The organism is Paraglaciecola arctica, assembly GCF_018861065.1.
GTDB lineage: Bacteria > Pseudomonadota > Gammaproteobacteria > Enterobacterales > Alteromonadaceae > Paraglaciecola > Paraglaciecola arctica_B.
In genome coordinates this window covers 35,363-59,166 of sequence record NZ_JAHKQO010000022.1, presented here as the reverse complement: position 1 = coordinate 59,166, position 23,804 = coordinate 35,363, and the positions used below count along the sequence as shown (strand labels likewise).

The following is a 23,804-nucleotide window of genomic DNA, read 5'->3' as shown; positions in this document are numbered from 1 at the left end:
ATCACAATGTACAATACCAATAAATAACAAATAAAATAGTAAATTAATGGCTAAGTTTGAAATTATCGTAGGTAGTGTATTAGGTGCAAGTGAATACGTTGCAGATGCTTTACAAGAAACCTTATTAGCTCACTCTCAAAGTTCAACGGTGCATTTGACCCCGCAGTTATCCGATTTAGATTACGGAGCGATATGGCTAATATGCACGTCTACCCATGGTGCAGGTGACTTACCAGATAATATCCAACCTTTTGCTGAGCAGTTAAAAACAGCAAATTTGGCCAAAACAAAGTTTTTAGTTATTGGTTTAGGTGATAGCAGTTACGACACTTTCTGCTTTGGCTCAGTACAATTAGAAAAGGCCATGCTAGAGGCTGATGCCGAATTAATCTGCCCTAGCCTACATATTGATGTACTTAATCATCCTATTCCTGAAGATATTGCCGTTGAATGGATTTTAACCTGGCTAAATACCAACCAACAATTGGCGTAACCTCTTAATGTATCTTGATGCACTTCAATAAAGCAGAACAAACCGCCCTATTACAAAGTTTGAGTAATGACGCTCGAATATTGTATATGCTTGGAATAAAACCAACTGCAAATGATTCAACTGGTATAACATCACCGTTAAACTACAAATCATTGTTATCCATTTTAAATACTAAGGATGAAAAATTTACTTTAGGTAGACAAGTAAACAGCTTAATAAAAGAGCTACTAAGTGTAGGCTTAGTCACTTTCCAAAACGAAGTGGAACTTAATCACAGTTTTAACGGTAAAACCCTTGTTCTTCCGCTTACTACAATGAAAATTGATGACTATTCAAAGCTACACTTAAATTGGCATAAAATGCATATTGACTGGTTACCTAACGAAAAATTGATTGCCGATTTAGCAAAACTACTTGGCATTATCGATTATGATTATAATTCAAGTGAGTTGGGCGATTTTATTGCTTATTGGTTAGGTAGACCGGAGTCACAATTTAGCGAGTATCAATGGACCCAAAAGTTTGTATTTAATTTAAAGAAAAAACGTTTAGCACATGGATTTAAAAGTGTGCAAAAAGTGGGTCAACAAATTGTGCAAACTAAAGCAGGTATACAAGCTGACGACAACGCTAAAAATTTAGTGGCAAAATATAGTAAAAAAGACTCACAGTAGATTTTCATCATTATCAATCGGAATATATAACTCGTGGACAGTATTAAAGATAAAATTCAAAGACTAGGCAAAGCATTAGGTCGCCAATATGTTCCTGAAAAATATACCCAATATTCTGATCTACGCTCTGAATATGAAACCTTAGCTAACCGAGACGTCAAACAGCTGCAACGAGAAGGTAAAAAACAGCGAATTCAAGATATTCAAGGTCGCTCAGAATTAAATCCAAAATGGACTTTTACTAATCTTATTGAAGATAGTCATGATGTGATTGAAGCAGTGAGTATTGCCAAATCATTTATTGCCGCTCATGAAGATATGAACTGGAGAAAAAGCGGCGCACATATGATGATTTTTTATGGCGACTATGGCCGTGGTAAATCTCATACAGCCGGGGCCATTGCTCACGAATTGATTGAAAAATATGAAATTTCAGTTTTATACAGACAATTATCAACCATATTAGAAATGCGTTTCTTTTCATATGACTACAATGCCCAAGACAACGTCGGACAAAAGTTTCGTGAAATAAACCAAGAATTACTTGATGTAGATTTATTAATACTCGATGAAGTATGTGTAAACGAAAGTGTCTTAAAGAAAAATGCCCAAAGTTGGTTGGGAAATGTATTACGACAAAGACTAGCCAATAACAAAAATTGCATCATGATCACTAACCACAACTTAGCAGAATTAGAAAATGCTTTAGGTCGATATTGTTTTGAATCAATTAAAGAATACGATACCTATAAAGTGAAGTTTTCAGGTCCAAGCAGGCGCAAAGAAATCATCCCGGCACAGCCAGAACCACAGCAAGCTCAACATACATCTGGCTACCGTCCAAACCAGGTCAAATAAAAGCAACTACTAGACAAACTTTAAACTTTTCAATACTTCCAAGCGACTCACCCTTTGTAACTTAAACTGGACCTACAGGTCCTAACTACAAAGGGCCATTATCATGAAAAAAGTAATCAAGCTTACGACTTATCTAAACGCGGTATTACTATATTTTATTCTGCTTCACTCCACGTCACTTTTTGCAGCAACCTTTACGCAATCTTTCGATGTCGAGTTAGGCGGCCAACTAAGGCTAGAAACCGATACAGGCTCTATTAAAATAGCGACTCACGACGCTGCAACAATAGAACTGCAAATTAAAACACGAGACATTGAAGAAGAAGACTTTACATACCGCTTCGAACAATCTGGCGGTGATTTAACCATTATCGGTGAAACTAGCCAAAATCGAAACTGGCTAAAAAATCGTAAAGTAGAGTTTATTCTAATGATCCCAAAAACCTACAATGTCAAATTAGACACCTCGGGTGGATCATTAACTGTCGAAGATCTGATTGGTAAATTGAAAGCAACGACCTCTGGGGGGTCTATCAATATTCAGAATATACAAGGTGATGTTAAACTCCGAACTTCAGGAGGATCAATTAAAACAGGTAATATAAGCGGCAACATTAAAGCACATACTTCCGGTGGAAGTATCAATGTAAGCATAGATAAACAGCTAACAAAAGACGCCAAATTGACTACCTCTGGAGGCTCAATTACAGCCCATTTAGTTTCTGATATACAGGTAAACATTGATGCAAAAACCAATGGTGGACGAGTCAAAAGTGACTTTAAAATTAATGGCATGCTTAAAAAAATGCATGTACGGGGATCTATAAATGGTGGAGGCCCAAAATTAACTTTAAAAACCAATGGCGGAAGTATAAAGATCAAAGAACTCTAATTTTGCAGATCTTTCCTTTATAGATCAGGATCTAACTGTGAAATCGCTAATTTTTGATCACAAGTTACGCACAGTTAGATCAAAAGATATTAATTCTTGTGGGTAAAAATATGTATAACTACTGTAAAACTACTTTATATCCACTTAATACAATTCCAACAATACAGCCTTGTGGATAAAACACCTACTTGTGCCCACCTTATACCAGTTTGATCAATCCTTATTCACATGATCAACTACACTCTAAATATTTGATAGTAAAAGAGAAAAGATACTTATTAACAGAGATCACCTTTACTAATAATAGTAGTAATAAACAAAGATCTAAAAGATCATATAAATATTAAGGCGATCAAAAAACCTTAATTGAATAGTTTTTAAACATTTTACTTACGCTCAGATCCATATAGAATATGCGACCCTTTTTATTTGGGGAAAATTGATCAATACGTTTTAGAGGAAACCCATGTTTTATCAGCAACATTTCGATGTCATCGTAGTAGGTGGTGGTCACGCAGGAACAGAAGCAGCTTTAGCATCTGCTCGCATGGGTGTGAATACGCTTTTACTAACTCACAATATCGAAACCTTAGGGCAAATGTCTTGTAATCCAGCTATTGGCGGTATTGGTAAAGGTCATTTAGTTAAAGAAATTGATGCTTTAGGTGGAGCCATGGCTGTAGCGACTGACAAAGCTGGCATTCAATTTAGAACATTAAACTCTAGCAAAGGACCAGCTGTTCGGGCTACCCGTGCACAAGCAGATAGATCCTTATATCGAAATGAAATTCGTAAACTTATTGAAAACCAAGAAAACCTAACCTTATTTCAGCAATCTTGTGATGATCTGATCGTTGAACAAGATCGCGTCGTAGGTGTAGTGACACAAATGGGTCTTAAATTCCATGCTAAGAGCGTTGTTATCACCGTAGGCACGTTTTTAGGAGGCACGATACATATAGGTATGGAAAACTACAAAGGAGGCCGTGCTGGCGATCCTCCTTCGATCGCTTTAGCTGATCGGCTTCGTGCATTACCTTTTAGAGTAGATCGTTTAAAGACTGGTACACCTGCCAGACTTGATGCCCGTTCACTTAACTTTGACGTGATGCAAAAACAACAAGGTGACACACCAGTACCGGTTTTTTCATTTATGGGACAAGCCAGCGATCACCCACAGCAAATCCCTTGTTATATTACTCACACCAATGAAAAAACCCATGAAATAATTCGTGGTGGATTAGATAGATCGCCTATGTACACTGGTGTGATCGAGGGGATTGGCCCAAGATACTGCCCATCTATTGAAGATAAAATTCATCGTTTTGCCGGTAAAAACTCACATCAAATATTTGTCGAACCAGAAGGTCTAAACAGCATAGAGGTTTATCCTAATGGTATCTCTACGAGTTTACCTTTTGACGTTCAAATGAATTTTGTACGTTCAATTGTTGGTTTTGAAAATGCACATATTGTACGTCCAGGATATGCGATCGAATATGATTTCTTTGATCCCAGAGATCTTAAACAAACCTTAGAAACTAAATTTATAGATGGACTATTTTTTGCTGGCCAAATTAATGGAACAACTGGTTATGAAGAAGCCGGTGCTCAGGGTTTGATAGCCGGTGCAAATGCAGCCCTTCAAGTACAACAAAAAGATGAATTTATCTTGCGGCGTGATGAAGCTTATATGGGTGTACTGATTGATGATCTAGCTACAATGGGTACCAAAGAGCCTTATCGAATGTTTACGAGCCGTGCTGAATATCGTTTATTGCTTCGCGAAGATAATGCAGATATTCGTTTGACCGAAAAAGGGCACGAAATTGGGCTGGTGGACGACAATAGATGGAAAGCATTTAATGAAAAGTTAGAAGCTATTGAATTAGAAAGGCAACGACTCAAGTCGACTTGGGTTTATCCTAGCCATGCATCAACTGACGCGTTAAATGTTTTGTTAAAAAATCCGGTTACCAAAGAAAATAATTTGGAAGATCTAATTCGTCGCCCAGAAATGACCTATAAAACTTTGATGCAGATTGATGCTTTTGGTCCTGAATTGGAAAATCAACAAGCTGCTGAACAAGTTGAAATACAAATTAAATATGCCGGTTATATCGAACGCCAAAAAGATGAAATAGCCAAAACATTACGAAATGAAAACACCTTAATACCAATGGATTTTGATTTCGGTCAAATTTCAGGATTAAGTAACGAAGTGGTTGCTAAATTAACTGATGCTCGTCCTGAAACTATTGGTAAAGCTGGCAGAATATCTGGGATTACACCAGCAGCTGTATCTTTGTTATTGGTTTACTTGAAAAAACATGGATTGTTAGTTGGTTCCAGCAGTGATCAAAACAAAGTGTCGGCTTAATGAGTGAACTACAATCTTTACAAAATGACTTATTACTAATCTTAAAAAACAGCCTGAAAAACTGTGATTTAGTGGTCACTGAAGAACAACAACTGCAACTTATTCGTTATGTATTGATGATGCATAAGTGGAATAAGGCGTACAATTTGACATCAGTGCGAGATCCTCAGCAAATGGTGCTTAAACACATTGTAGATTCTATTGTTGTTGCGCCATTTTTAGATAAAACTCAATATATTGACGTAGGTACAGGACCCGGTCTTCCGGGGATTCCTCTGGCTATTATGTGTCCAGATAAACAGTTTATTTTATTGGACAGTTTAGGTAAACGCGTGCGTTTTATGAAACAAGTCGCTTACGAATTAAAAATAGACAATATTCAACCGATGCAATCTAGGGTGGAAAACTTTATACCTAGTGTGAAAATTGATGGAGTATTGAGCAGAGCCTTTGCTTCATTAAAAGATATGTTGCACTGGTGCCAACATCTGGTAGATTCTCACGGAGTTTTTCTTGCATTGAAGGGGCAACTTCCAACAGAAGAATTGCAGCACTTACCCTTGGAATTTACTCTGCAAGAAACTGTTAAGTTAGACGTTCCAGGACTTGAAGGCGAACGTCATATTGTCAAAATTATAAAAAAATCAGTTGGTTAGAAATTATTTCTCTGACATTTTGAAAATAAAATGTCTTTTCTACACTGGTCTTCTAAATAAATTAAGTGGACGATTATTTTGGGCAAAATCATTGCAATTGCTAATCAAAAAGGTGGTGTAGGTAAAACTACAACTGCTGTAAATGTAGCAGCGTCAATGGCGGCCACTAAGCGTAAAGTTTTGTTGATTGATCTCGATCCTCAAGGCAATGCGACTATGGGCAGTGGTGTTGACAAATACAACGTAGACAATACTTGTTATGAACTACTGATAGAAGAGAAACCTATCGAAGAAGTATTGATCAAAGAAACGTCTGGTAAATATGATTTGATTGCGGGTAATAGCGATATTACTGCCGCTGAAATAAAGTTAATGGAAGTCTTTGCTCGAGAAATTCGATTACGTAATGCGTTAGCCCCAGTTAAAAACTACTACGATTTTATTTTTATAGATTGTCCACCTTCGTTAAACCAATTAACCGTGAACGCAATGGCCGCGGCAGATTCGGTATTGGTGCCTATGCAATGTGAATATTATGCCCTCGAAGGGCTTACTGCGTTAATGGACACGATCAAAAAACTTGCCTCGGTTGTCAATCCAAATTTAAAAATTGAAGGTGTTTTACGTACTATGTACGATCCTAGAAATAGGCTGGCCAATGACGTATCTGAACAGCTTAAGCGGCATTTTGGTGATCAAGTTTATCGAACCGTTATTCCAAGAAACGTGCGACTAGCGGAGGCACCTAGTTTTGGAGCTCCGGCCATGTATTATGATAAATCGTCAACAGGTGCCAAAGCGTATTTAGCGTTAGCTGGTGAAATATTAAGACGCGCTAAAATAAATCATTCATCCAAATAAACTAGTGTAAATAATAAAATTGAAAGAAAAAACTGAGGATAACATGTCGGCTAAAAAAAGAGGTTTGGGTAGAGGGCTAGATGCGTTATTGGCGACCAGCCAAACGGGGAAAAGCACCGGTTCACAAATACCCGAGCAGGAGAGTGAATTACAGAAACTACCTGTTGAGTTTTTGCAGCCAGGCAAATACCAACCTAGAAATGATATGTCCTCCGAAGCCTTAGAAGACTTAGCCTCATCAATTCGCTCACAAGGTATAATTCAACCAATAGTAGTTCGTAGATTATCTGAAGATAAATACGAAATTATCGCTGGTGAAAGACGTTGGCGTGCTTCTCAAATAGCCCAGTTAGACGAAATTCCTTGTTTAATAAAAGATGTACCTGATGAATCTGCTGTAGCTATTGCCTTAATAGAAAATATTCAGCGCGAAGACCTTAATGCCATGGAAGAAGCGCAAGCACTTGATCGCTTAATGGTTGAATTTGAGCTCACTCATCAAGAAGTAGCGTCTGCTGTTGGTAAGTCTAGAACAACAGTGACTAATTTGTTGCGTCTAAATAATTTGAATAGTGATGTGAAATTATTGTTAGAACACGGTGATATTGAAATGGGGCACGCAAGGGCTCTGTTATCTCTAGAAGGTGATGCGCAAAATGAAGCCGCACAAATTGTTTCAGGCAAAGGTTTAACCGTTCGAGATACTGAAAATTTAGTACGCCGATTATTAGAGCCTAAAAAAGAAAAGCCAGTTATCAAGGAAGATCCTGACGTGCAAAGGTTACAAACCGAGTTGTCTGAAAATCTAGGTGCACCGGTCAGTATTGCTCATAATGCCAAAGGAAAAGGAAAATTAGTGATAAATTTCTCCAGTCTGGATCAACTAGATGGGATCCTAGGGCATATAAAATAGAATTAATAACATTAAGAAATGTTAAGTATAACGACTTCCTATTTTGTGATTTTGACGATCTATGATGAACTTAGGTGCAATAAGTCATAATTTAAGACTAATTGAATCTATTATCCCTAGAAAAACAAAGGGTTTGTAGGAATGTCCATATTAGTGCTTTTATGCACCAAACTAGACTTTAGTATTGTAAATCAGCGCCATTAAAGTATACTTTTGGCGCTTTTTGTTAGGGTTTAAACATATCGAGGGTTCAATTGGCATCTAGCTTGGCCCAAGAAGGTCGACAGTTGGCTAAAAAAGTGCTTTTTTATCAAAGCCTGATTACCATTGTCTTAACCTTAGTTTTTACTTTTTTTTCTGGAAAATATGCAGGTATATCAGCGTTTTACGGTGGTATAGCTAGTGTGTTACCAGCAATGGTATTTGCATTCTTGGCGTTTAAATATACCGGTGCTAGTCAAAACAAGCTAGTAGTGCGGAGTTTTAACAAAGGAAGCAAACTAAAATTTTTGTTTACGATAGTGTTGTTTGTATTAGTTTATAAGTGGCCTAATTTACAACCTTTTCCGCTGTTAGTCAGCTATGTCGTAACCTTAATGGCCCAATGGCCCATAATAATATTTTGCAGTCGCGTTGAGTCATAAAACAACGAGACTGAATACAGCTTTTTAACTTTAAAATTGTGGATGATAAAATGGCAGATACTGGTGGCGAACAAACCATTAGCAGTTACATTCAGCACCACTTAACTAATGCAACAGTGGGCGAAGGTTTTTGGACCTTCCATATTGATACATTAGCTTGGTCTATAGTGTTGGGTTTTGTTTTTATATTGAGTTTTCGAGCGGTTGCGAAAAAAGCAACCACAGGAGTGCCAGGTAAATGGCAAGCCTGTGTCGAACTGATAGTCGAATTTGTAAATGATACGGTTAAAAGTACTTACCATGGGAAAAGCCCTTTAATTGCGCCTTTAGCACTTACCATTTTTGTGTGGGTGTTGTTGATGAACTTAATGGATCTTATTCCTGTAGACTTTTTACCCTGGTTAGCGGGCCAAATAGGTTATTACGGTTTTGGTGTGGATCCACACGACGTATACATGAAAGTTGTACCTACAACTGACGTAAACATGACCTTTGCATTGTCAATCGGTGTATTTGTATTAATGATTTTTTACTCAATAAAAATCAAAGGTGTGGGTGGCTTTATGAAAGAGTTATATGCACACCCGTTTAATACGCCTTGGTTGTATTGGTTCAACTTTATTCTAGAAGTCGTTGCATTGCTGGCTAAGCCACTTTCACTGTCTTTACGTTTATTCGGTAACTTATACGCTGGCGAACTTATCTTTATTTTGATTGCAGGTACCATAGGATTATGGCAATTGCCTATTCACTTCTTATGGGCTGCATTCCACTTATTAGTTATCCCTCTACAAGCTTTTATATTTATGATGTTAACCATCGTTTATCTTAGCTTAGCAAGTGAAGAACATTAAGTTTAGTAAAGCGTTAGCTAGCCAAGAGGCTAAGGGTAGGACACCCTAAAACAGAAACACATTTACAGTTGTTGGTAATAACAGAAAAAAATTACCAACAACCTTAAATACAATTTTGAACATTTTATTTTTTTAATTTTAACTTAAACACAAAGGTGAAAATCTATGGAAATCTTAGGTAATCTATATATCGCAGTTGGTATTTTGATTGGTCTATGTGCATTGGGACCAGCGATTGGTTTCGGTCTTTTAGGTGGTAAATTTCTTGAGTCGGCAGCACGCCAACCTGAGCTTGCACCCACCCTTCAAGTAAAAATGTTTATTGTAGCGGGTCTTATCGATGCAATCGCGATGATCGGTGTTGCGATCGCTCTTTATATGTTGTTCGTACTTGGTGCTCAATAGTAGTTATCCATTTCTTTCAACGAACTATTAAAGAGGAGTAGCGGTCTTGAACATCAATGCCACTCTACTTGGTGAATTAATAGCATTTATATTCTTTGTGTGGTTCTGCATGAAGTTTGTATGGCCGCCTATTATCGGTGCTATTGAAGAACGCCAACAAAAAATCGCTGATGGTTTAGCTGCGTCAGAACGAGGTGAAAAAGACCTTGAACTAGCTCAAGCTAAAGCAACGGATCAGCTGAAAGAAGCGAAAGCGCAAGCGGCAGATATAATCGAGCAAGCCAAAAAGCGTGGTTCAACTATTGTTGACGAAGAAACGCAACGTGGTCATTCCGAGCGTGAAAAAATCATCGCTCAGGGATACTCAGAGATCGAAGCAGAACGAAACCGTACTAAAGAAGAGTTACGCCAACAGGTGGCTGCTCTTGCTATTGCCGGTGCTGAAAAGATCCTTGCACGTGAAATTGATGCTGCAGCACAAAGTGACATAGTTGAAAAACTTGTCGCTGAACTGTAAGGGAGATTGAGCTATGTCTGAATGGACTACTATCGCTCGCCCTTACGCTCAAGCTGCGTTCGATTACGCGGTCGAAAATAAAACCGTCGCACATTGGCAAGAAATGCTGGTGTTTGCTGCTGAAGTAGCAAGCAATGAAACTATTGAGGCATTACTCACTGGTTCACTAGCAGCAGAAAAACTTGCAGAAATATTTAATGGCGTGTGCGGTGAACAACTCGACCAAGAGGGTCAAAATCTAGTAATGATTTTGGCTGAAAATAGGCGTTTACAAGCACTTCCAGACATATCTTTGTTGTTTAATCAGCTTAAAGCTGAGTTTGAAAGAGAAATTGACGTTGATATTACATCAGCGGTCAAATTGAATAAAAAACAACAAACTAGTCTGAGCAAGTCTCTTGAAACACGTCTTGCACGAAAAGTTAAGCTAAATTGTAGCGTGGATCCTGACTTAATAGCTGGCGTACTAATCAAAGCCGGCGACACAGTTATTGACGGTTCACTTCGTAGTAAATTAAACCGTCTATCAGACGCGTTACAAGCATAACGGGGAAAAGAGCATGCAACTGAATTCCACTGAAATTGCAGAACTAATCAAACAACGTATTGAGAAGTTCGAAGTAGTAAGTGAAGCTCGTAATGAAGGGACTATTGTCGGTGTTACCGACGGTATTATCCGTATCCATGGCCTTGCGGATGTAATGCAAGGTGAAATGATTGAGCTTCCTGGTAGCCGTTACGCTATCGCATTGAACCTAGAGCGTGACTCTGTTGGTGCGGTTGTAATGGGACCTTACGCTGACTTACAAGAAGGCGTTAAAGTAAAATCTTCTGGCCGTATCTTAGAAGTACCAGTAGGTCGTAACCTACTTGGTCGTGTTGTTAACACACTAGGTGCACCTATCGATGGTAAAGGCGCTATCGATGCAGACGGTTTTGAACCAGTCGAAAAAATCGCACCGGGCGTTATTGAACGTCAATCGGTAGACCAACCTATTCAAACTGGTTATAAATCAGTGGATGCCATGATCCCAGTGGGTCGTGGTCAACGTGAATTGGTTATCGGTGACCGTCAAACCGGTAAAACAGCTTTAGCGATTGATGCCATCATCAATCAAAAAGATTCTGGCGTTAAATGTGTATACGTGGCTGTAGGGCAAAAAGCTTCTACTATCGCTAACGTGGTACGCAAACTAGAAGAGCATGGCGCGATGGGTCACACCATTGTTGTTGCTGCTTCTGCATCAGAATCTGCAGCATTACAATACTTGGCTCCTTACTCTGGTTGTACCATGGGTGAGTATTTCCGTGACCGCGGTGAAGATGCTTTGATCGTATATGATGACTTGTCTAAACAAGCCGTTGCCTATCGTCAAATTTCACTATTGTTGCGTCGTCCGCCAGGTCGTGAAGCGTATCCTGGAGATGTTTTCTATCTTCACTCACGTCTTCTAGAACGTGCTGCACGTGTAAATGATAAATACGTTGAAAAATACACCAATGGTGAAGTAACAGGTAAAACAGGTTCATTAACTGCCTTACCTATTATCGAAACCCAAGCTGGTGACGTATCTGCTTTTGTACCAACAAACGTAATTTCAATTACCGATGGACAAATCTTCCTTGAGACTGATTTGTTTAATGCAGGTATTCGACCAGCGGTTAACGCAGGTATTTCGGTATCTCGTGTTGGTGGTGCAGCTCAAACTAAAATTATCAAGAAACTAGGTGGCGGTATTCGTCTAGCCCTAGCTCAGTATCGTGAATTAGCGGCGTTTTCGCAATTTGCTTCTGACCTTGATGATGCGACACGTGCTCAATTAGAACATGGTGAGCGCGTTATGGAATTGATGAAACAAAACCAGTATGCACCGCTTTCAGTTGCAGACATGGGTGTTTCACTATTTGCTGTAGAAAAGGGTCACTTGGAAGGTGTTGAACTAGACAAAATTCTAGATTTCGAAGCCTCTTTACACTCTTACATGAACAGTGAATATAGCGAGCTAATGAGCTCTATCAATGCGACAGGTAATTTTGACAAAGAAATTGAAGCCACACTAAACGAAGCTTTAGATAAATTTAAAGCGACACAAACGTGGTAATCAATTTGACCACTGAGCGTTAATCGCTAGGTGGTCAGTATGTTGAATAATCGGAGATAGAGTTTATGGCTAGCGGTAAAGAGATAAAAGGTAAGATCGGCAGTATTAAAAATACGCAGAAGATCACCAGCGCTATGGAAATGGTTGCAGCGTCAAAAATGAAAAAGGCGCAAGACCGTATGGCTTCTAGCCGTCCATATGCTGAGAGTATTCGAAACGTGATCGGTCACCTGGCAAACGCTAACCTTGAATATCGCCATCCTTATTTGGAAGAACGCGAAGTAAAACGCGTTGGTTATATTGTGATTTCTACCGACCGTGGATTATGTGGTGGTTTAAACACCAACGAATTCAAACTGGTCGCCAAAGAAGCACAACAATGGCAAGAAAAAGGTGTCGAAACGGATTTTGCAGCGTTAGGTGCTAAGTCTGTAGCATTCTTTAACCGCTTTGGTGGCAATGTTTTAGCTGCTGAATCGGGTTTAGGTGATGCGCCCACTGTCAATGAAATCATTGGCTTAGTGCGTATCATGTTGGATGCATTTAACGAGGGTAAAATCGACCGTTTGTATCTGGTATTTAATAAATTTGTAAATACCATGGCGCAAGAGCCGCAGATCGATCAATTGTTGCCTTTGCCTAAATCTGAAGAAAAAGAATTACAACACCGTTGGGACTACATATACGAACCAGATCCAAAACCTATCTTAGATATGTTGTTGGTGCGTTTTATTGAGTCTCAAGTATATCAAGGCGTAGTTGAAAATGGCGCCTCTGAGCAAGCAGCACGTATGGTAGCCATGAAAGCGGCAACCGATAACGCGGGTGACATCATTGATGACTTGCAATTGATATATAACAAAGCACGTCAAGCAGCGATTACGCAAGAGATCAGTGAGATAGTAGCTGGTGCGGCGGCGGTGTAGGCAATGGTTTTAGAATTTAAGAGGAATTAACATGAGTCAAGGTAAGGTCGTCCAAATCATTGGCGCCGTAGTGGATATTGAATTTCCACAAGATTCGGTTCCAAAAATATATGACGCATTGCGAGTTACCGAAGGTGATTTGCAAGGTTTGACCCTTGAAGTACAACAGCAATTAGGTGGAGGCGTAGTGCGCTCTATCGCAATGGGTACCACTGACGGTTTACGTCGTGGCCTAGCTGTTGAAAACACGGGTGCAGCGATCCAAGTTCCAGTAGGTACAGCTACACTAGGCCGTATCATGGATGTATTGGGTAACCCAATCGATGAAGCAGGTCCTATTGGTGAAGAAGAGCGTATGTCTATTCACCGTGAAGCGCCTAGCTACGAAGATCAATCAAGTTCAGTTGAACTACTAGAAACCGGCATCAAAGTTATCGACTTAGTATGTCCTTTCGCTAAAGGTGGTAAAGTTGGATTGTTCGGTGGTGCCGGTGTTGGTAAAACCGTAAACATGATGGAATTAATCCGTAACATCGCTATCGAGCACAGTGGCTACTCAGTTTTTGCTGGTGTAGGTGAGCGTACTCGTGAAGGTAACGATTTCTATCACGAAATGAACGAATCTAACGTACTAGATAAAGTATCACTAGTTTACGGTCAAATGAATGAGCCTCCTGGAAACCGTTTACGTGTTGCCTTGACTGGTTTAACCATGGCTGAAAAATTCCGTGATGAAGGTCGTGACGTATTATTCTTCGTAGATAATATCTATCGTTATACCCTAGCTGGAACAGAAGTATCTGCACTACTAGGTCGTATGCCATCAGCGGTAGGTTATCAGCCTACTCTTGCTGAAGAGATGGGTGTTTTACAAGAACGTATTGCATCAACTAAGACTGGTTCAATCACTTCAATTCAAGCGGTATACGTACCTGCGGATGATTTGACTGATCCCTCACCTGCAACAACCTTTGCTCACTTAGATGCAACAGTTGTATTGTCACGTGATATCGCGTCTTTGGGTATTTACCCTGCTGTTGACCCACTTGATTCTACTTCACGTCAACTTGACCCTCTTGTTATTGGTCAAGAGCACTACGATACAGCTCGTGGTGTGCAATCAGTATTGCAACGTTATAAAGAATTAAAAGATATCATCGCTATTTTGGGCATGGATGAACTTTCTGAAGAAGATAAGTTATCAGTATCTCGTGCTCGTAAAATACAGCGTTTCTTGTCACAGCCTTTCTTCGTAGCAGAAGTATTTACCGGTTCACCTGGTAAGTATGTATCTTTGAAAGACACCATTAGCGGCTTTAAAGGTATCTTGGAAGGTGAGTTTGACCACCTACCAGAGCAAGCTTTCTACATGGTTGGTTCTATCGAAGAAGCAAGCGAGAAAGCCAAAAACATGTAATTTTCGACTCATTTAGTTCCGATTATTTTTCGGAGCTAAATGCAAACGAAAAAACTGTTTTTAATTGGAGATTTTTATGGCTATGACCGTACATCTAGACGTAGTAAGCGCCGAAACTAGCATCTTTTCTGGTTTAGTCGAAACTATTCAGATAACAGGTAGTGAAGGTGAACTAGGTATTGTGCCTGGTCACGCGCCTTTATTAACTACATTGTTGCCTGGCATGGTACATCTAGTTAAACAATTTGGTGAAGCAGAAGATATCTACATCAATGGTGGCGTACTAGAAATACAACCTGGTACTGTGACTGTATTGGCTGATACCGCTATTCGTGCTGAAGATCTAGACGAACAAGCGGCCTTAGACGCGAAAAAACGCGCTGAAGAGCATATCGCTAATCCAAGTGCTGATTTTGATTATGCTGAAGCCGCTGTTGAGCTTGCTGAAGCAATTGCCCAGTTAAGGTTAATTCAAAAACTGCGTAAGTAATTGAAATAAATACGTTAACATGTTTCATGTGAAACCTTTTAAAAACCCAGGTAATACCTGGGTTTTTTGTTTTTACAACACAAATAAGTTTCATGAACGCGATATTTTCGGAAATTCTAACTATACCGTTTAGCTCAGCGTATTAAATTTGAAAGTTTGTTGAAAAACTTTGGTCTTATCTTCCAGTAACAGTGTATTAATGTTGTTGGATAATTAAGGAAACCTAAGTGAAATTCAAATTATTACTGCCATTTTTAGCGCTACTTTCTATGTATATACCCCAGGCTACAGCCGATAAGGCAATTTTCGCAGGCGGTTGTTTTTGGTGTATGGAGTCTGATTTTGAAAAACTCGATGGCGTGACTAATGTTGTTTCTGGATTTACTGGAGGGGAATTAAAAAATCCTACCTATAACGGTAATCATACCGGACATTATGAGGCAGTTGAGGTCAGTTACGACCCTAGCAAAGTAACTTATCAGGGCTTACTAGACCACTATTGGGTGAATATCGACCCCTTTGATGCCAGAGGCCAGTTTTGTGATAAGGGTTTTAGTTATCTAAGTGCAATCTTTGTCGCAAATGACGAACAAAGAGAAAAAGCCGAACTATCCAAACAAAAAGTAGCAGAGCAATTCCCAAATCAAAAGGTAGTAACGCCCATTTTAAGTCAAAGCCCCTTTTATCCCATCAAAGGGGACGAAAGTTATCACCAGGATTACTACAAAAATAATCCTGTTAGATACAAGTTATACCGTTGGAACTGCGGTCGTGATCAGCGCCTTAGTGATATTTGGGGAGACCAAGTTACCCACTGAGTTCATGTAATTGAATACAACGCTATTCACCGCGACTTAATTTTTCAAATGTTAGGCCTTTGGCTGTTCCTTTAGCAAAGCCTAACCAATGATTGTGTTCCTTTTTATTATTGCCATTTTCATCTTTACTCCAAACACCATCATTCGAATTAACTACTAAATTCAAGTACGGATCCATTGCAGCATTGTTTTTCAAATACTTCTGTAACCACGCCGTGACGAAGTGTTGGGATATATTATTCATGCGCACTGTGTCCCAAACCGCATCTGTGTAATGATCACTTATGTTGAAACCTAAGGTATGGTCATAAACAAATGACTCTTGTGGTGCAGGCATAGGCGCACCCGCACTATGACCAGCATTAAGGAAGGTTAACAAAGCCCTGTCTATTGCTGTTGTAGATTTCCAGATACTACGTATACCTTTGTCGTAGCCAGATACATCATCAACAGAGCCAGCAATAAACATCATTGGAACGCTTACTCCTTTTAACGTTGCTTCATCCCATACACCATAATTCATTCCCCATGGTGCTATGGCTATAACAGTTTTGAGTCTGGGATCAGGATATAGTGGCGCTTTTACGGAGTTTTGATAAATTGTTAACGCATTTTTGGGCAAACCCCAAGGATAATCTACAGCCTGTTGTGTAACACCGCCACCAGCGGAAATTACTGCTCCGTAGCCACCCATAGAATAACCGATTAAAGCAGTATTTAATGTGTCAACTAAGCCAAATAAAAACGAAGAATTATCCTGTGATAGTTGCGTGATTTGATCAAGAGTAAATTGTTGGTCAAGTGGTCGATTCAACAAAGTCGACGCAAATGTTTCTTTAGCTCGATAGGTCGAATCAGTATGCTCTATCGACGCCACTACAAAGCCTTTAGATGCAATATTTTCAGCTAAATGAGAAAGTAAATAGCGATTGCCAGGATAACCATGGGAAATCAATACTAGTGGAAATTGTTGAGTAGTCTTTACCGGAGTAGCATTTCTGATTGCTTTACCTTCAACAGATACAACAGTTTTACCATCACGTAAATAGACATCTAAAGTGGTATTTCCATCACTATTTGCCGAAGCAGGATACCAAACTTCTAAAATTAAAGGGCGATCATATAAAGGTATGTTTTCAGGTTCGTTAGGATCGTAATTGACAATATCAATCTGTTTGGAATGAGTAACATTTAACGTTCTTACACCAATTGCGTATTTTCCATAAGCCGCCAATTCAGGTGCATCAGGTCGCTGAGTATCAATACGGTTTGCCGCTACACTGTTGAAACTCAACCAGCAAAATATCGACAACAAAAACGCTCTTTTTACTTCATTGTAAAACATATAAAAACTCTTAAATTCGAATAAAAACTGTAGGTCATACGATATGATGTTTGTTAAAAATTTACTAGATGAAATAGCTCGGCTGCCTAAATTGACAATGTGTGAAAATCTGACTTAATTATCAGTTAAACACTGATATTTTTGTATAGTCAAAAATCAATACTCGAATAGACTTTTCACTAAATTTGCTGCATCAAATTTGCATCTGTCGCAGCTCTTAGCTCCGTTAAATGTGCGGCAATGATATCCAGCGGGGGCGAATATTGCAGAGACTCCAATTTGCCTTGTTTGAACAAATTTTCTAAGGTTTTAAATGCCGCTTCTGAACCTACTAATGCACACTCATTGCAGCTAGGGAAAAACTTATACAAATGTACTAGAGCGCTGTTAATTTCATTATTATTAAGAGCAGCGGTTAAATCCTTCAGGGTTTGTTGTGAGTGTTCAACTAGCTCAAAAATGGCTAATAAAAACTTTTCAGCACTATTGTGATGATTAATTATGCCTTGTGCGATATCTACACCAGGTAAGTCGATACATTGCAGTGTTAAGGCAATGACTTTAGGTAATTCATAGGTCACCGCTATTTCGTCATCTTGCAGGGCACAATGTTCAATATCAGCAAACTTTTGGCCAATAATATCAAAGCCAAAAGAGCCAGCAGAGCCTCTTATTCTGTGGGCTATTTCGCTGATAATGGTCAAGTCACCCTGTTCTAAGGCTTTTTGCAGACTAGCCATTTCGTCTCGCAGATCAAGTTGATAGTCTTTTATTAACTTCAACATATCCCCTTGATGGATTGGGCCATCGATTTCGCCTTGTTTATTCAGGTAAAGTGACAGTTTACGAATAAAGTGATCTCGTGAAATGGGCTTAGCTAAATGATCAGAAAACCCAAGGCGCATATAATGATCGATTTCATGTTTCATATTATTAGCCGTTAGTGCTATTACGGGAGTGTAATTACCGGCGGCTCGAATTTGTTTAAGTGCCTCAGTGCCATCCATTTGTGGCATGTGGATATCCAGCAAAATCAAGTCAAAAGTTTGATAAAAAATTGTTTCTAGTACTTGCTTACCATCTTCAACTTCAGTGACTGTGATATTCATACGTTTTAATAATATGGAAATTAATTCGCGATTATTAGGATGATCATCAGCAAGTAATACTCTATTACCTACAAAGTTAGGTAAAGGAGTCGCTAGTACAGATTTAGTGGTTGTTGACTGCCATATTTCACCCACATTATTGATCCACGGTGAGTCTTGAACCACATCTAAGTTAATATCCAATATAAAAGTTGAGCCCTTTCTTGGGGCGCTTATTACCTCAATATTGCCACCTAACCCGTTAGCTAATCGACGTGCAATACTTAACCCTAAACCTGTACCTCCAAAACGCCTGTTTGTAGAACTGTCAGCTTGAGTAAAAGCTTCAAATAACTGCTCTTGTTGTTGAGCAGAAATACCTTCACCAGAATCCTTAACTTGTATTTGTAAGCGATTGTCGAGTATACGTACCGATAAACCGATATAACCTTGATCAGTAAACTTAATTGCATTATTGGTTAGGTTAAATAATATTTGTTTTAAACGTGTGGGGTCCGTATTAATTAGTGTCGGCAATGGAAACTCGTATTCCAAATGAAAAGCTAAACCTTTGTCTCTGACTCGCTTCCCCACAATTGACTCAATTTGAGCCAAAACCGAAAATAAAGGAGTCGCTATTGATTCGAAGTCTAGTTTATTGGCTTCAATCTTACTGATATCCAAAATATCATTAATAACACTTAATAAATGATTACCATTTTCTGCAATGATTTTTGTTACACGAGCCTGTTCAGATTTGTCTATATCACCATGCAAAATACCGTCTGCATAACCAATAATGGAAGTAAGAGGGGTACGAATTTCGTGACTCATAGTTGCCAAAAATCGGCCTTTTGCATTACTGGCTTCGATTAGTTCAGCATTGCTTTGCTCAAGCTGGATATTTGCGTGACGTAATTCAGCAGTACGTTTTTCAACGGTATTTTCAAGGGTAGCAGTGAGCTCTTCGTTGTGAATGGATAACAAACGAACCTGGGCGGCTAAAGCAAAAGCCAACAACAAGCTGTCTAGACTCACACCAATTAAAGATAACAAATAAATATTGGTATTCAATCCGGGTAAAATTCCCAAACTAATTAAGTTACCCACTATGTTAGGTAGCGCTACCGATAATAAAGCAAACACAAAATATTTGGCTGGGGAATACCCTTTAATCCAACAGTTAATACCAGAGTAAACACCCGTAATGAGTATCACAGAACTAAATATAAAAGCCAAATATAGACTAATTCCTGGGCTGTAAACGGCAATAGGTAGTGATATCAGGCTAGCTACAGCTGTTATCTTTAAAATCTTGCATATTTTAGGTGAAAACTTTTCTAGATGTAAAAATCGAATGTTGAAAAAGATGGAGAAAAAGCTACCAATTAAAAACGTTGGTACTAACCAATATTCAGCATGAACTATGCCTAAAAATTCTGGTACTCCAAAACCACAGGCCCAACCCAAAGCGTAGCATGATGTGGCAATGGCATAATAAAGATACTTTGGGTCACGGGTCGTGATAAATATAAATAAGTTATATATGCCTAATGCAAAACATATTCCTAGGCAGAGCAATAAAATAACATTCTCTATTTGGAATAATTGCTCAGCTTCGGCTTGAGGTTTGACTAATATCCTAATTGGAGAAGTGAAAAACTCACTTTCAAACAACAACAACAATGTTTTTCGTTGGCCTGGTAATATTTCTATCGAACTTCCGTAGTGGAAGTCTTGTTGATTATCAAATCCATGCCCTGTATGCAAAGACATTGCAGTTTGCGTGTCGTCATAATAACGAATTTCGATATGTTGAACGAGAGATCCATAAGGATAAATAAACCACTCTGTTTGCTGTGTGTCATTATAAATTTCAAACGAAACGGCGTATTTATCACCTAATAGGTTGGTGGTATGGTGTATAGGTAAAGTACTTAGCCAGTCAACTAATTGAGGCAATTCACTGGGAGCAGGATTAGTATTATTTTTAAGTGAAAAATAGCTGACTTGCTCACTAATATCACTATTAATAATCTTACTTAAATCAAAACTAACAATTTTTTTAGCTGCTGTTCCATTTGCAGTCAAACATAAACAAAAGAAAATAAAGCAAACTAGTAACTTAATCTGTTTCAAATAAATACCACTTTTTCTTAATACGAAACACTAAAATGCGTAATACACAACTTGTGTTGTTTTACGTGAAAGTATTTCAACATGCCATATAGATTAATTAAGTCAAACTTTAGATGGAATAAACCTTCATTCGTACGTTCTATTTAACCACTTAAACTCTAATTCACTTACGTTTTTGATTGATGAAACATCGAATTTGCATTTGATTAAATAACAGATACAAAGGTGAACAATCCAAGTCGTGGATCAGTTCCAGAACATAACTGACAGACTCTAAAGTAGATAAACTATTTTTTTGTGTAGTGTGCCTGATCTGATACTGATTTTTAGGTGGATTAGCAAAATGCCAACTATTCAGTGAATGCAACCAAGGGTTGAGATGCCACATTTTTAGAGCTTTACGCCAAGATGCGTCAATTAATATTAATGTATGTCCGAATTCAATAGGTTGAATTTGGGTATTGAATGTTTCAATGGCAATGCTTTTAGCATGAGGGTAACACAAGTGATAATGCTGTTGTGAGCGCAGCACCACTTCAGCTAATTCACTAAAGTCGGCAGCTGTTTCCCCTTGTAAAATCTTTACGTTGCTTAAACCTAAGGCCAAAAGCCTGACTGTATTTTTAGCATGTTTGGCCTCTGAAGGATGTTGAAGAATCACAATGTTCATTGGAGAATCGATAGGTTTTACCCAAGGACATAGACATGTGGCTTGCGGATATCCACAATCAGCACAGATCAATCTCTTAGTGTTTTTCAAATCCGCCATTTTATTTTGATTTCTCTAAAACTTATCTTGGTGTTTGCGATTAGGCTTGTTAAATTTAGTTGCTAGGCTCATATCGGCTCTTTGTGGACTGATTGTAAATCAAAAATATAAAGCAAAATGGATTTATTATGTTCTACAACAACAGCGTTATCAGATTAGTTAGCAGTATAACTATCTTAGGTTTTTCTCATGTCATTTAATAACAAAGTTGACTACATACCAAATCAATCCTTTTCTAATGCCACTTTAGACTCATCAGACACCCAACACAAAACCTTTCAAAAGCGTAAATGGCAAGTGTTGATAGGTACGTTTTTATTGATTTCAATTGTTGCCAACGCGGTCATTTGGAGCCAGGAACCTATCTATCAGAGTCAAGCAATCTTGCATTTTTCATATACTTCACATACCGAAGCAGACCTGTCAGATTTGGCCCATAGGCAAATCACTTTGCATCAACAAAGGTTAAAAAGTAATAGTGTTTTGAGTTTGGTTTCAAAAGAGCTTGAACAATCCAAAATGCTAACCATTAACCATCAGACTCTTTTTGACGCGCTGTCTGCAGAAGCCAGTCTAACGGGCCGAATTATTACTCTCAGAGCCAGTGGTACCGAACCACAGCTTCTTAAGCCTATGTTGGATGCGTGGGTAAAGGTGTATCTGACATTCATAGCGTCTGAAACCCAAGAAAACAATGCCGATGAATTATTAGTGACAGATCAACGCTTACAATTATTAGAAACCAAAATATCTGAACAACAACAAAGGCTACAACTTTTTGCTCAGGAAAATAATATTACATCCTTAGAGCGAGACGAAAACAGAGCCTTAAGCCAGACAAAAAACTTAGGGGCAAATCTCGACCAAGCTTTAGCTGATGAGGCACAATCTCAAGCCCTATTGAATAGTTTGTTAGAAGCCACTAAAAGTGGGCAAACCATTATTAATCCAGCCGACAAAGCCAAGATAGATGCTACCAGAAAAAACCTGAGAGAAATAAGCGCAAACCTATCGGATTTGTCTGAAAAGTATACTCAAGCCTATCTAGAGCGAGACCCCGCTATAGTGGCGAAACAGAAAAAAGCACGGCAACTGCAAACCCTGCTTGAACAACAAATTAAAAACAGTCAATCAGAATATTTATTGGATGTAGAGCGCGACCTAAATACAGCCAAAGATAAAGTGCAGCAAATGAAAACCCAACTTATTGAAAAAAATCAATTGGCCCAGCAATTTAATCAAAACCTAGAACAATATAGACGCATAGACGACGAATTAAAGGCGCTGCAAAATCAAGCTCAAAAACTAAAAAGTCAACAAGTTGTACAAGAGGTGTCCAAGCCTTTCGACGCTAAAATTTCGTTACTTGAAGAGGCGTTTTACCCCGACTATGCCATAGGGCCAAACTATACAATTAATAGCTTAATCAGTTTGCTGGTGGCGGCTATTGCGGCCATTTTAGCGTTACTTTTGTTCAGCTTTATTTTTAAGCAAAAAGCTCCCAGCGCAGCAAATCATTTTATGGTTATTCCTGGTCAATCAGGCCCTACTGATAACGCAAACTTAGGATACAACCAACCAATGCCGATAGCGTCGCCCGACCCTCGCTTGGGCTATGAAGCGGCTAAATTACCACCTCAATCTCAAATATTACGTTTACTGAGCAAGGAAGAATGCCAACTACTTTTTGCAGTAGCAAACAGCCAAGGTAAAGCGTTAGTAGGCTTGATTTTAAGCGGCGTTAACGTAGATGAAATATTGGAGCTACAAAAATCTAATTTCACCCAAGAATTTTCAAGGTTACAAATAAACAACCAGTTTGCTCGAACTATCGAGCTACAAGAGGGGTTATCCCAAGCTTTACAAGTAGTGTGTAACAATCTAACTGAACAACAATCATTTTGGTCAAATATCAACACATTAGAAGACTTAACACAGTTGTTAGTGAATATAGGGCACGACGCACAAGTTGCATTTCCAGAGCAGTTATCTCTCAATGTACTGCGACATACCTACTTGACTTATTTGGCGAGTTTAGGGGCAAGACTGAACGATATAGAACAAATTGCTGGTTATACCTCGCCGAGTGACTTAGCGCTTTATCGAAATGTTAACCAACAAGGTAAGTTATTCGATTTAGATCAACTACAAACACAGTACCCTTTTGTTGCAACAAGCTAACTATTGCCAATGTCTGGACATCCTCACTACAGTAAAATCTGGCGCACGGTACAGCTTATTCCCGCTGGAAAAGTGGCGAGTTACGGTCAAATAGCAGACTTGGCCGGGTTGCCAGGGCGAGCAAGGCTGGTGGGCAAGTGTTTAGGTTATGTACCCAAGGATTTAGATGTTCCTTGGTATAGAGTACTGCGCTCAAATGGACAAATAGCCTTTCCTAAAGGATCTGAGCAATCACAAAAACAAACGGGATTGTTGCAGCAAGAAGATGTGGCTGTCTTCAATAATCGAGTTAAACTACAACAATTTCAATGGCATCCCAACCTAGAAGAAATGCTTTGGAAATTAGAGTTTTAGTGTTAACCAAATGATCGTTATTGTTGCT

The 23,804-nt window shown here is 38.8% G+C and carries 23 protein-coding genes; 20 read left to right on the top strand and 3 right to left on the bottom strand.

Features of this window, described 5'->3' with window-relative positions; genetic code table 11:
* Window positions 1-46 precede the first annotated feature (46 nt).
* The 18 genes from mioC to msrA all read left to right on the top strand — a co-directional run bounded on the left by mioC (window position 47) and on the right by msrA (window position 15,900).
* A complete protein-coding gene (gene mioC / locus KO534_RS08905; protein ID WP_215929299.1) occupies window positions 47-493 on the top strand; it encodes an FMN-binding protein MioC in 447 nt (148 codons plus the stop codon).
* Between the two features lie 17 nt (window positions 494-510).
* Window positions 511-1,167 carry a DnaT-like ssDNA-binding domain-containing protein gene (locus tag KO534_RS08900; RefSeq protein ID WP_215929298.1) on the top strand — a complete coding sequence of 219 codons (657 nt, stop codon included), beginning with the start codon at window positions 511-513 and terminating at the stop codon, window positions 1,165-1,167.
* A 33-nt stretch (window positions 1,168-1,200) separates the two neighbouring features.
* On the top strand, window positions 1,201-2,025 hold the full coding sequence (locus KO534_RS08895) for an ATP-binding protein (protein ID WP_215929297.1): 825 nt from the start codon (window positions 1,201-1,203) through the stop codon (window positions 2,023-2,025).
* Window positions 2,026-2,128: 103 nt separating this feature from the next.
* The gene (locus KO534_RS08890) at window positions 2,129-2,917 is read left to right on the top strand and encodes a DUF4097 family beta strand repeat-containing protein (protein WP_215929296.1); all 789 of its coding nucleotides are present in this window, start codon (window positions 2,129-2,131) and stop codon (window positions 2,915-2,917) included.
* Window positions 2,918-3,383: 466 nt separating this feature from the next.
* Window positions 3,384-5,297: a tRNA uridine-5-carboxymethylaminomethyl(34) synthesis enzyme MnmG gene (gene mnmG / locus KO534_RS08885; protein WP_215929295.1), complete on the top strand. Its 1,914-nt coding sequence runs from the start codon at window positions 3,384-3,386 to the stop codon at window positions 5,295-5,297.
* Complete coding sequence (gene rsmG / locus KO534_RS08880; RefSeq protein WP_215929294.1) at window positions 5,297-5,953, top strand: 16S rRNA (guanine(527)-N(7))-methyltransferase RsmG; 657 nt, start codon at window positions 5,297-5,299, stop codon at window positions 5,951-5,953. The genes mnmG and rsmG overlap by 1 nt, the downstream gene beginning before the upstream one ends.
* Window positions 5,954-6,031: 78 nt before the next feature.
* The gene (locus tag KO534_RS08875; RefSeq protein ID WP_215929293.1) at window positions 6,032-6,814 is read left to right on the top strand and encodes a ParA family protein; all 783 of its coding nucleotides are present in this window, start codon (window positions 6,032-6,034) and stop codon (window positions 6,812-6,814) included.
* 43 nt (window positions 6,815-6,857) lie between these two features.
* Entirely contained in the window at window positions 6,858-7,727 is an 870-nt protein-coding gene (locus tag KO534_RS08870; RefSeq protein WP_215929292.1) for a ParB/RepB/Spo0J family partition protein, read from the top strand.
* Between the two features lie 254 nt (window positions 7,728-7,981).
* On the top strand, window positions 7,982-8,371 hold the full coding sequence (locus KO534_RS08865; protein ID WP_215929291.1) for an ATP synthase subunit I: 390 nt from the start codon (window positions 7,982-7,984) through the stop codon (window positions 8,369-8,371).
* Window positions 8,372-8,421: 50 nt separating this feature from the next.
* Window positions 8,422-9,225: a F0F1 ATP synthase subunit A gene (atpB, locus tag KO534_RS08860; protein WP_215929290.1), complete on the top strand. Its 804-nt coding sequence runs from the start codon at window positions 8,422-8,424 to the stop codon at window positions 9,223-9,225.
* Window positions 9,226-9,390: 165 nt separating this feature from the next.
* On the top strand, window positions 9,391-9,630 hold the full coding sequence (gene atpE, locus KO534_RS08855; RefSeq protein ID WP_215929289.1) for a F0F1 ATP synthase subunit C: 240 nt from the start codon (window positions 9,391-9,393) through the stop codon (window positions 9,628-9,630).
* A gap of 46 nt (window positions 9,631-9,676) precedes the next feature.
* Window positions 9,677-10,147 carry a F0F1 ATP synthase subunit B gene (gene atpF, locus KO534_RS08850; RefSeq protein WP_215929288.1) on the top strand — a complete coding sequence of 157 codons (471 nt, stop codon included), beginning with the start codon at window positions 9,677-9,679 and terminating at the stop codon, window positions 10,145-10,147.
* A gap of 13 nt (window positions 10,148-10,160) precedes the next feature.
* The gene (gene atpH, locus KO534_RS08845) at window positions 10,161-10,694 is read left to right on the top strand and encodes a F0F1 ATP synthase subunit delta (RefSeq protein ID WP_215929287.1); all 534 of its coding nucleotides are present in this window, start codon (window positions 10,161-10,163) and stop codon (window positions 10,692-10,694) included.
* Between the two features lie 13 nt (window positions 10,695-10,707).
* Window positions 10,708-12,249, top strand: a complete 1,542-nt coding sequence (gene atpA / locus KO534_RS08840) for a F0F1 ATP synthase subunit alpha (RefSeq protein ID WP_215929286.1) — start codon at window positions 10,708-10,710, stop codon at window positions 12,247-12,249.
* 65 nt (window positions 12,250-12,314) lie between these two features.
* Window positions 12,315-13,175, top strand: coding sequence for a F0F1 ATP synthase subunit gamma (atpG, locus tag KO534_RS08835; RefSeq protein ID WP_215929285.1), 861 nt, complete (start codon window positions 12,315-12,317; stop codon window positions 13,173-13,175).
* A gap of 31 nt (window positions 13,176-13,206) precedes the next feature.
* Complete coding sequence (atpD, locus tag KO534_RS08830; protein ID WP_215929284.1) at window positions 13,207-14,592, top strand: F0F1 ATP synthase subunit beta; 1,386 nt, start codon at window positions 13,207-13,209, stop codon at window positions 14,590-14,592.
* A 76-nt stretch (window positions 14,593-14,668) separates the two neighbouring features.
* A complete protein-coding gene (locus KO534_RS08825; RefSeq protein ID WP_215929283.1) occupies window positions 14,669-15,082 on the top strand; it encodes a F0F1 ATP synthase subunit epsilon in 414 nt (137 codons plus the stop codon).
* 269 nt (window positions 15,083-15,351) lie between these two features.
* Complete coding sequence (gene msrA, locus KO534_RS08820; RefSeq protein WP_215929369.1) at window positions 15,352-15,900, top strand: peptide-methionine (S)-S-oxide reductase MsrA; 549 nt, start codon at window positions 15,352-15,354, stop codon at window positions 15,898-15,900.
* A 22-nt stretch (window positions 15,901-15,922) separates the two neighbouring features.
* On the opposite strand, the gene KO534_RS08815 is transcribed toward msrA, so the two are convergent.
* The 3 genes from KO534_RS08815 to KO534_RS08805 all read right to left on the bottom strand — a co-directional run bounded on the left by KO534_RS08815 (window position 15,923) and on the right by KO534_RS08805 (window position 21,241).
* A complete protein-coding gene (locus tag KO534_RS08815; RefSeq protein ID WP_215929282.1) occupies window positions 15,923-17,245 on the bottom strand; it encodes an alpha/beta hydrolase family protein in 1,323 nt (440 codons plus the stop codon).
* 179 nt (window positions 17,246-17,424) lie between these two features.
* On the bottom strand, window positions 17,425-20,472 hold the full coding sequence (locus tag KO534_RS08810) for a 7TM diverse intracellular signaling domain-containing protein (RefSeq protein WP_215929281.1): 3,048 nt from the start codon (window positions 20,470-20,472) through the stop codon (window positions 17,425-17,427).
* 163 nt (window positions 20,473-20,635) lie between these two features.
* The gene (locus tag KO534_RS08805; RefSeq protein WP_215929280.1) at window positions 20,636-21,241 is read right to left on the bottom strand and encodes a tRNA-uridine aminocarboxypropyltransferase; all 606 of its coding nucleotides are present in this window, start codon (window positions 21,239-21,241) and stop codon (window positions 20,636-20,638) included.
* Between the two features lie 189 nt (window positions 21,242-21,430).
* Between KO534_RS08805 and KO534_RS08800 the strand changes: the two genes are divergently transcribed.
* Both KO534_RS08800 and KO534_RS08795 read left to right on the top strand, forming a co-directional pair.
* Window positions 21,431-23,422 carry a hypothetical protein gene (locus KO534_RS08800; protein ID WP_215929279.1) on the top strand — a complete coding sequence of 664 codons (1,992 nt, stop codon included), beginning with the start codon at window positions 21,431-21,433 and terminating at the stop codon, window positions 23,420-23,422.
* 9 nt (window positions 23,423-23,431) lie between these two features.
* Window positions 23,432-23,776, top strand: a complete 345-nt coding sequence (locus tag KO534_RS08795; RefSeq protein WP_215929278.1) for an MGMT family protein — start codon at window positions 23,432-23,434, stop codon at window positions 23,774-23,776.
* Window positions 23,777-23,804 lie beyond the last annotated feature (28 nt).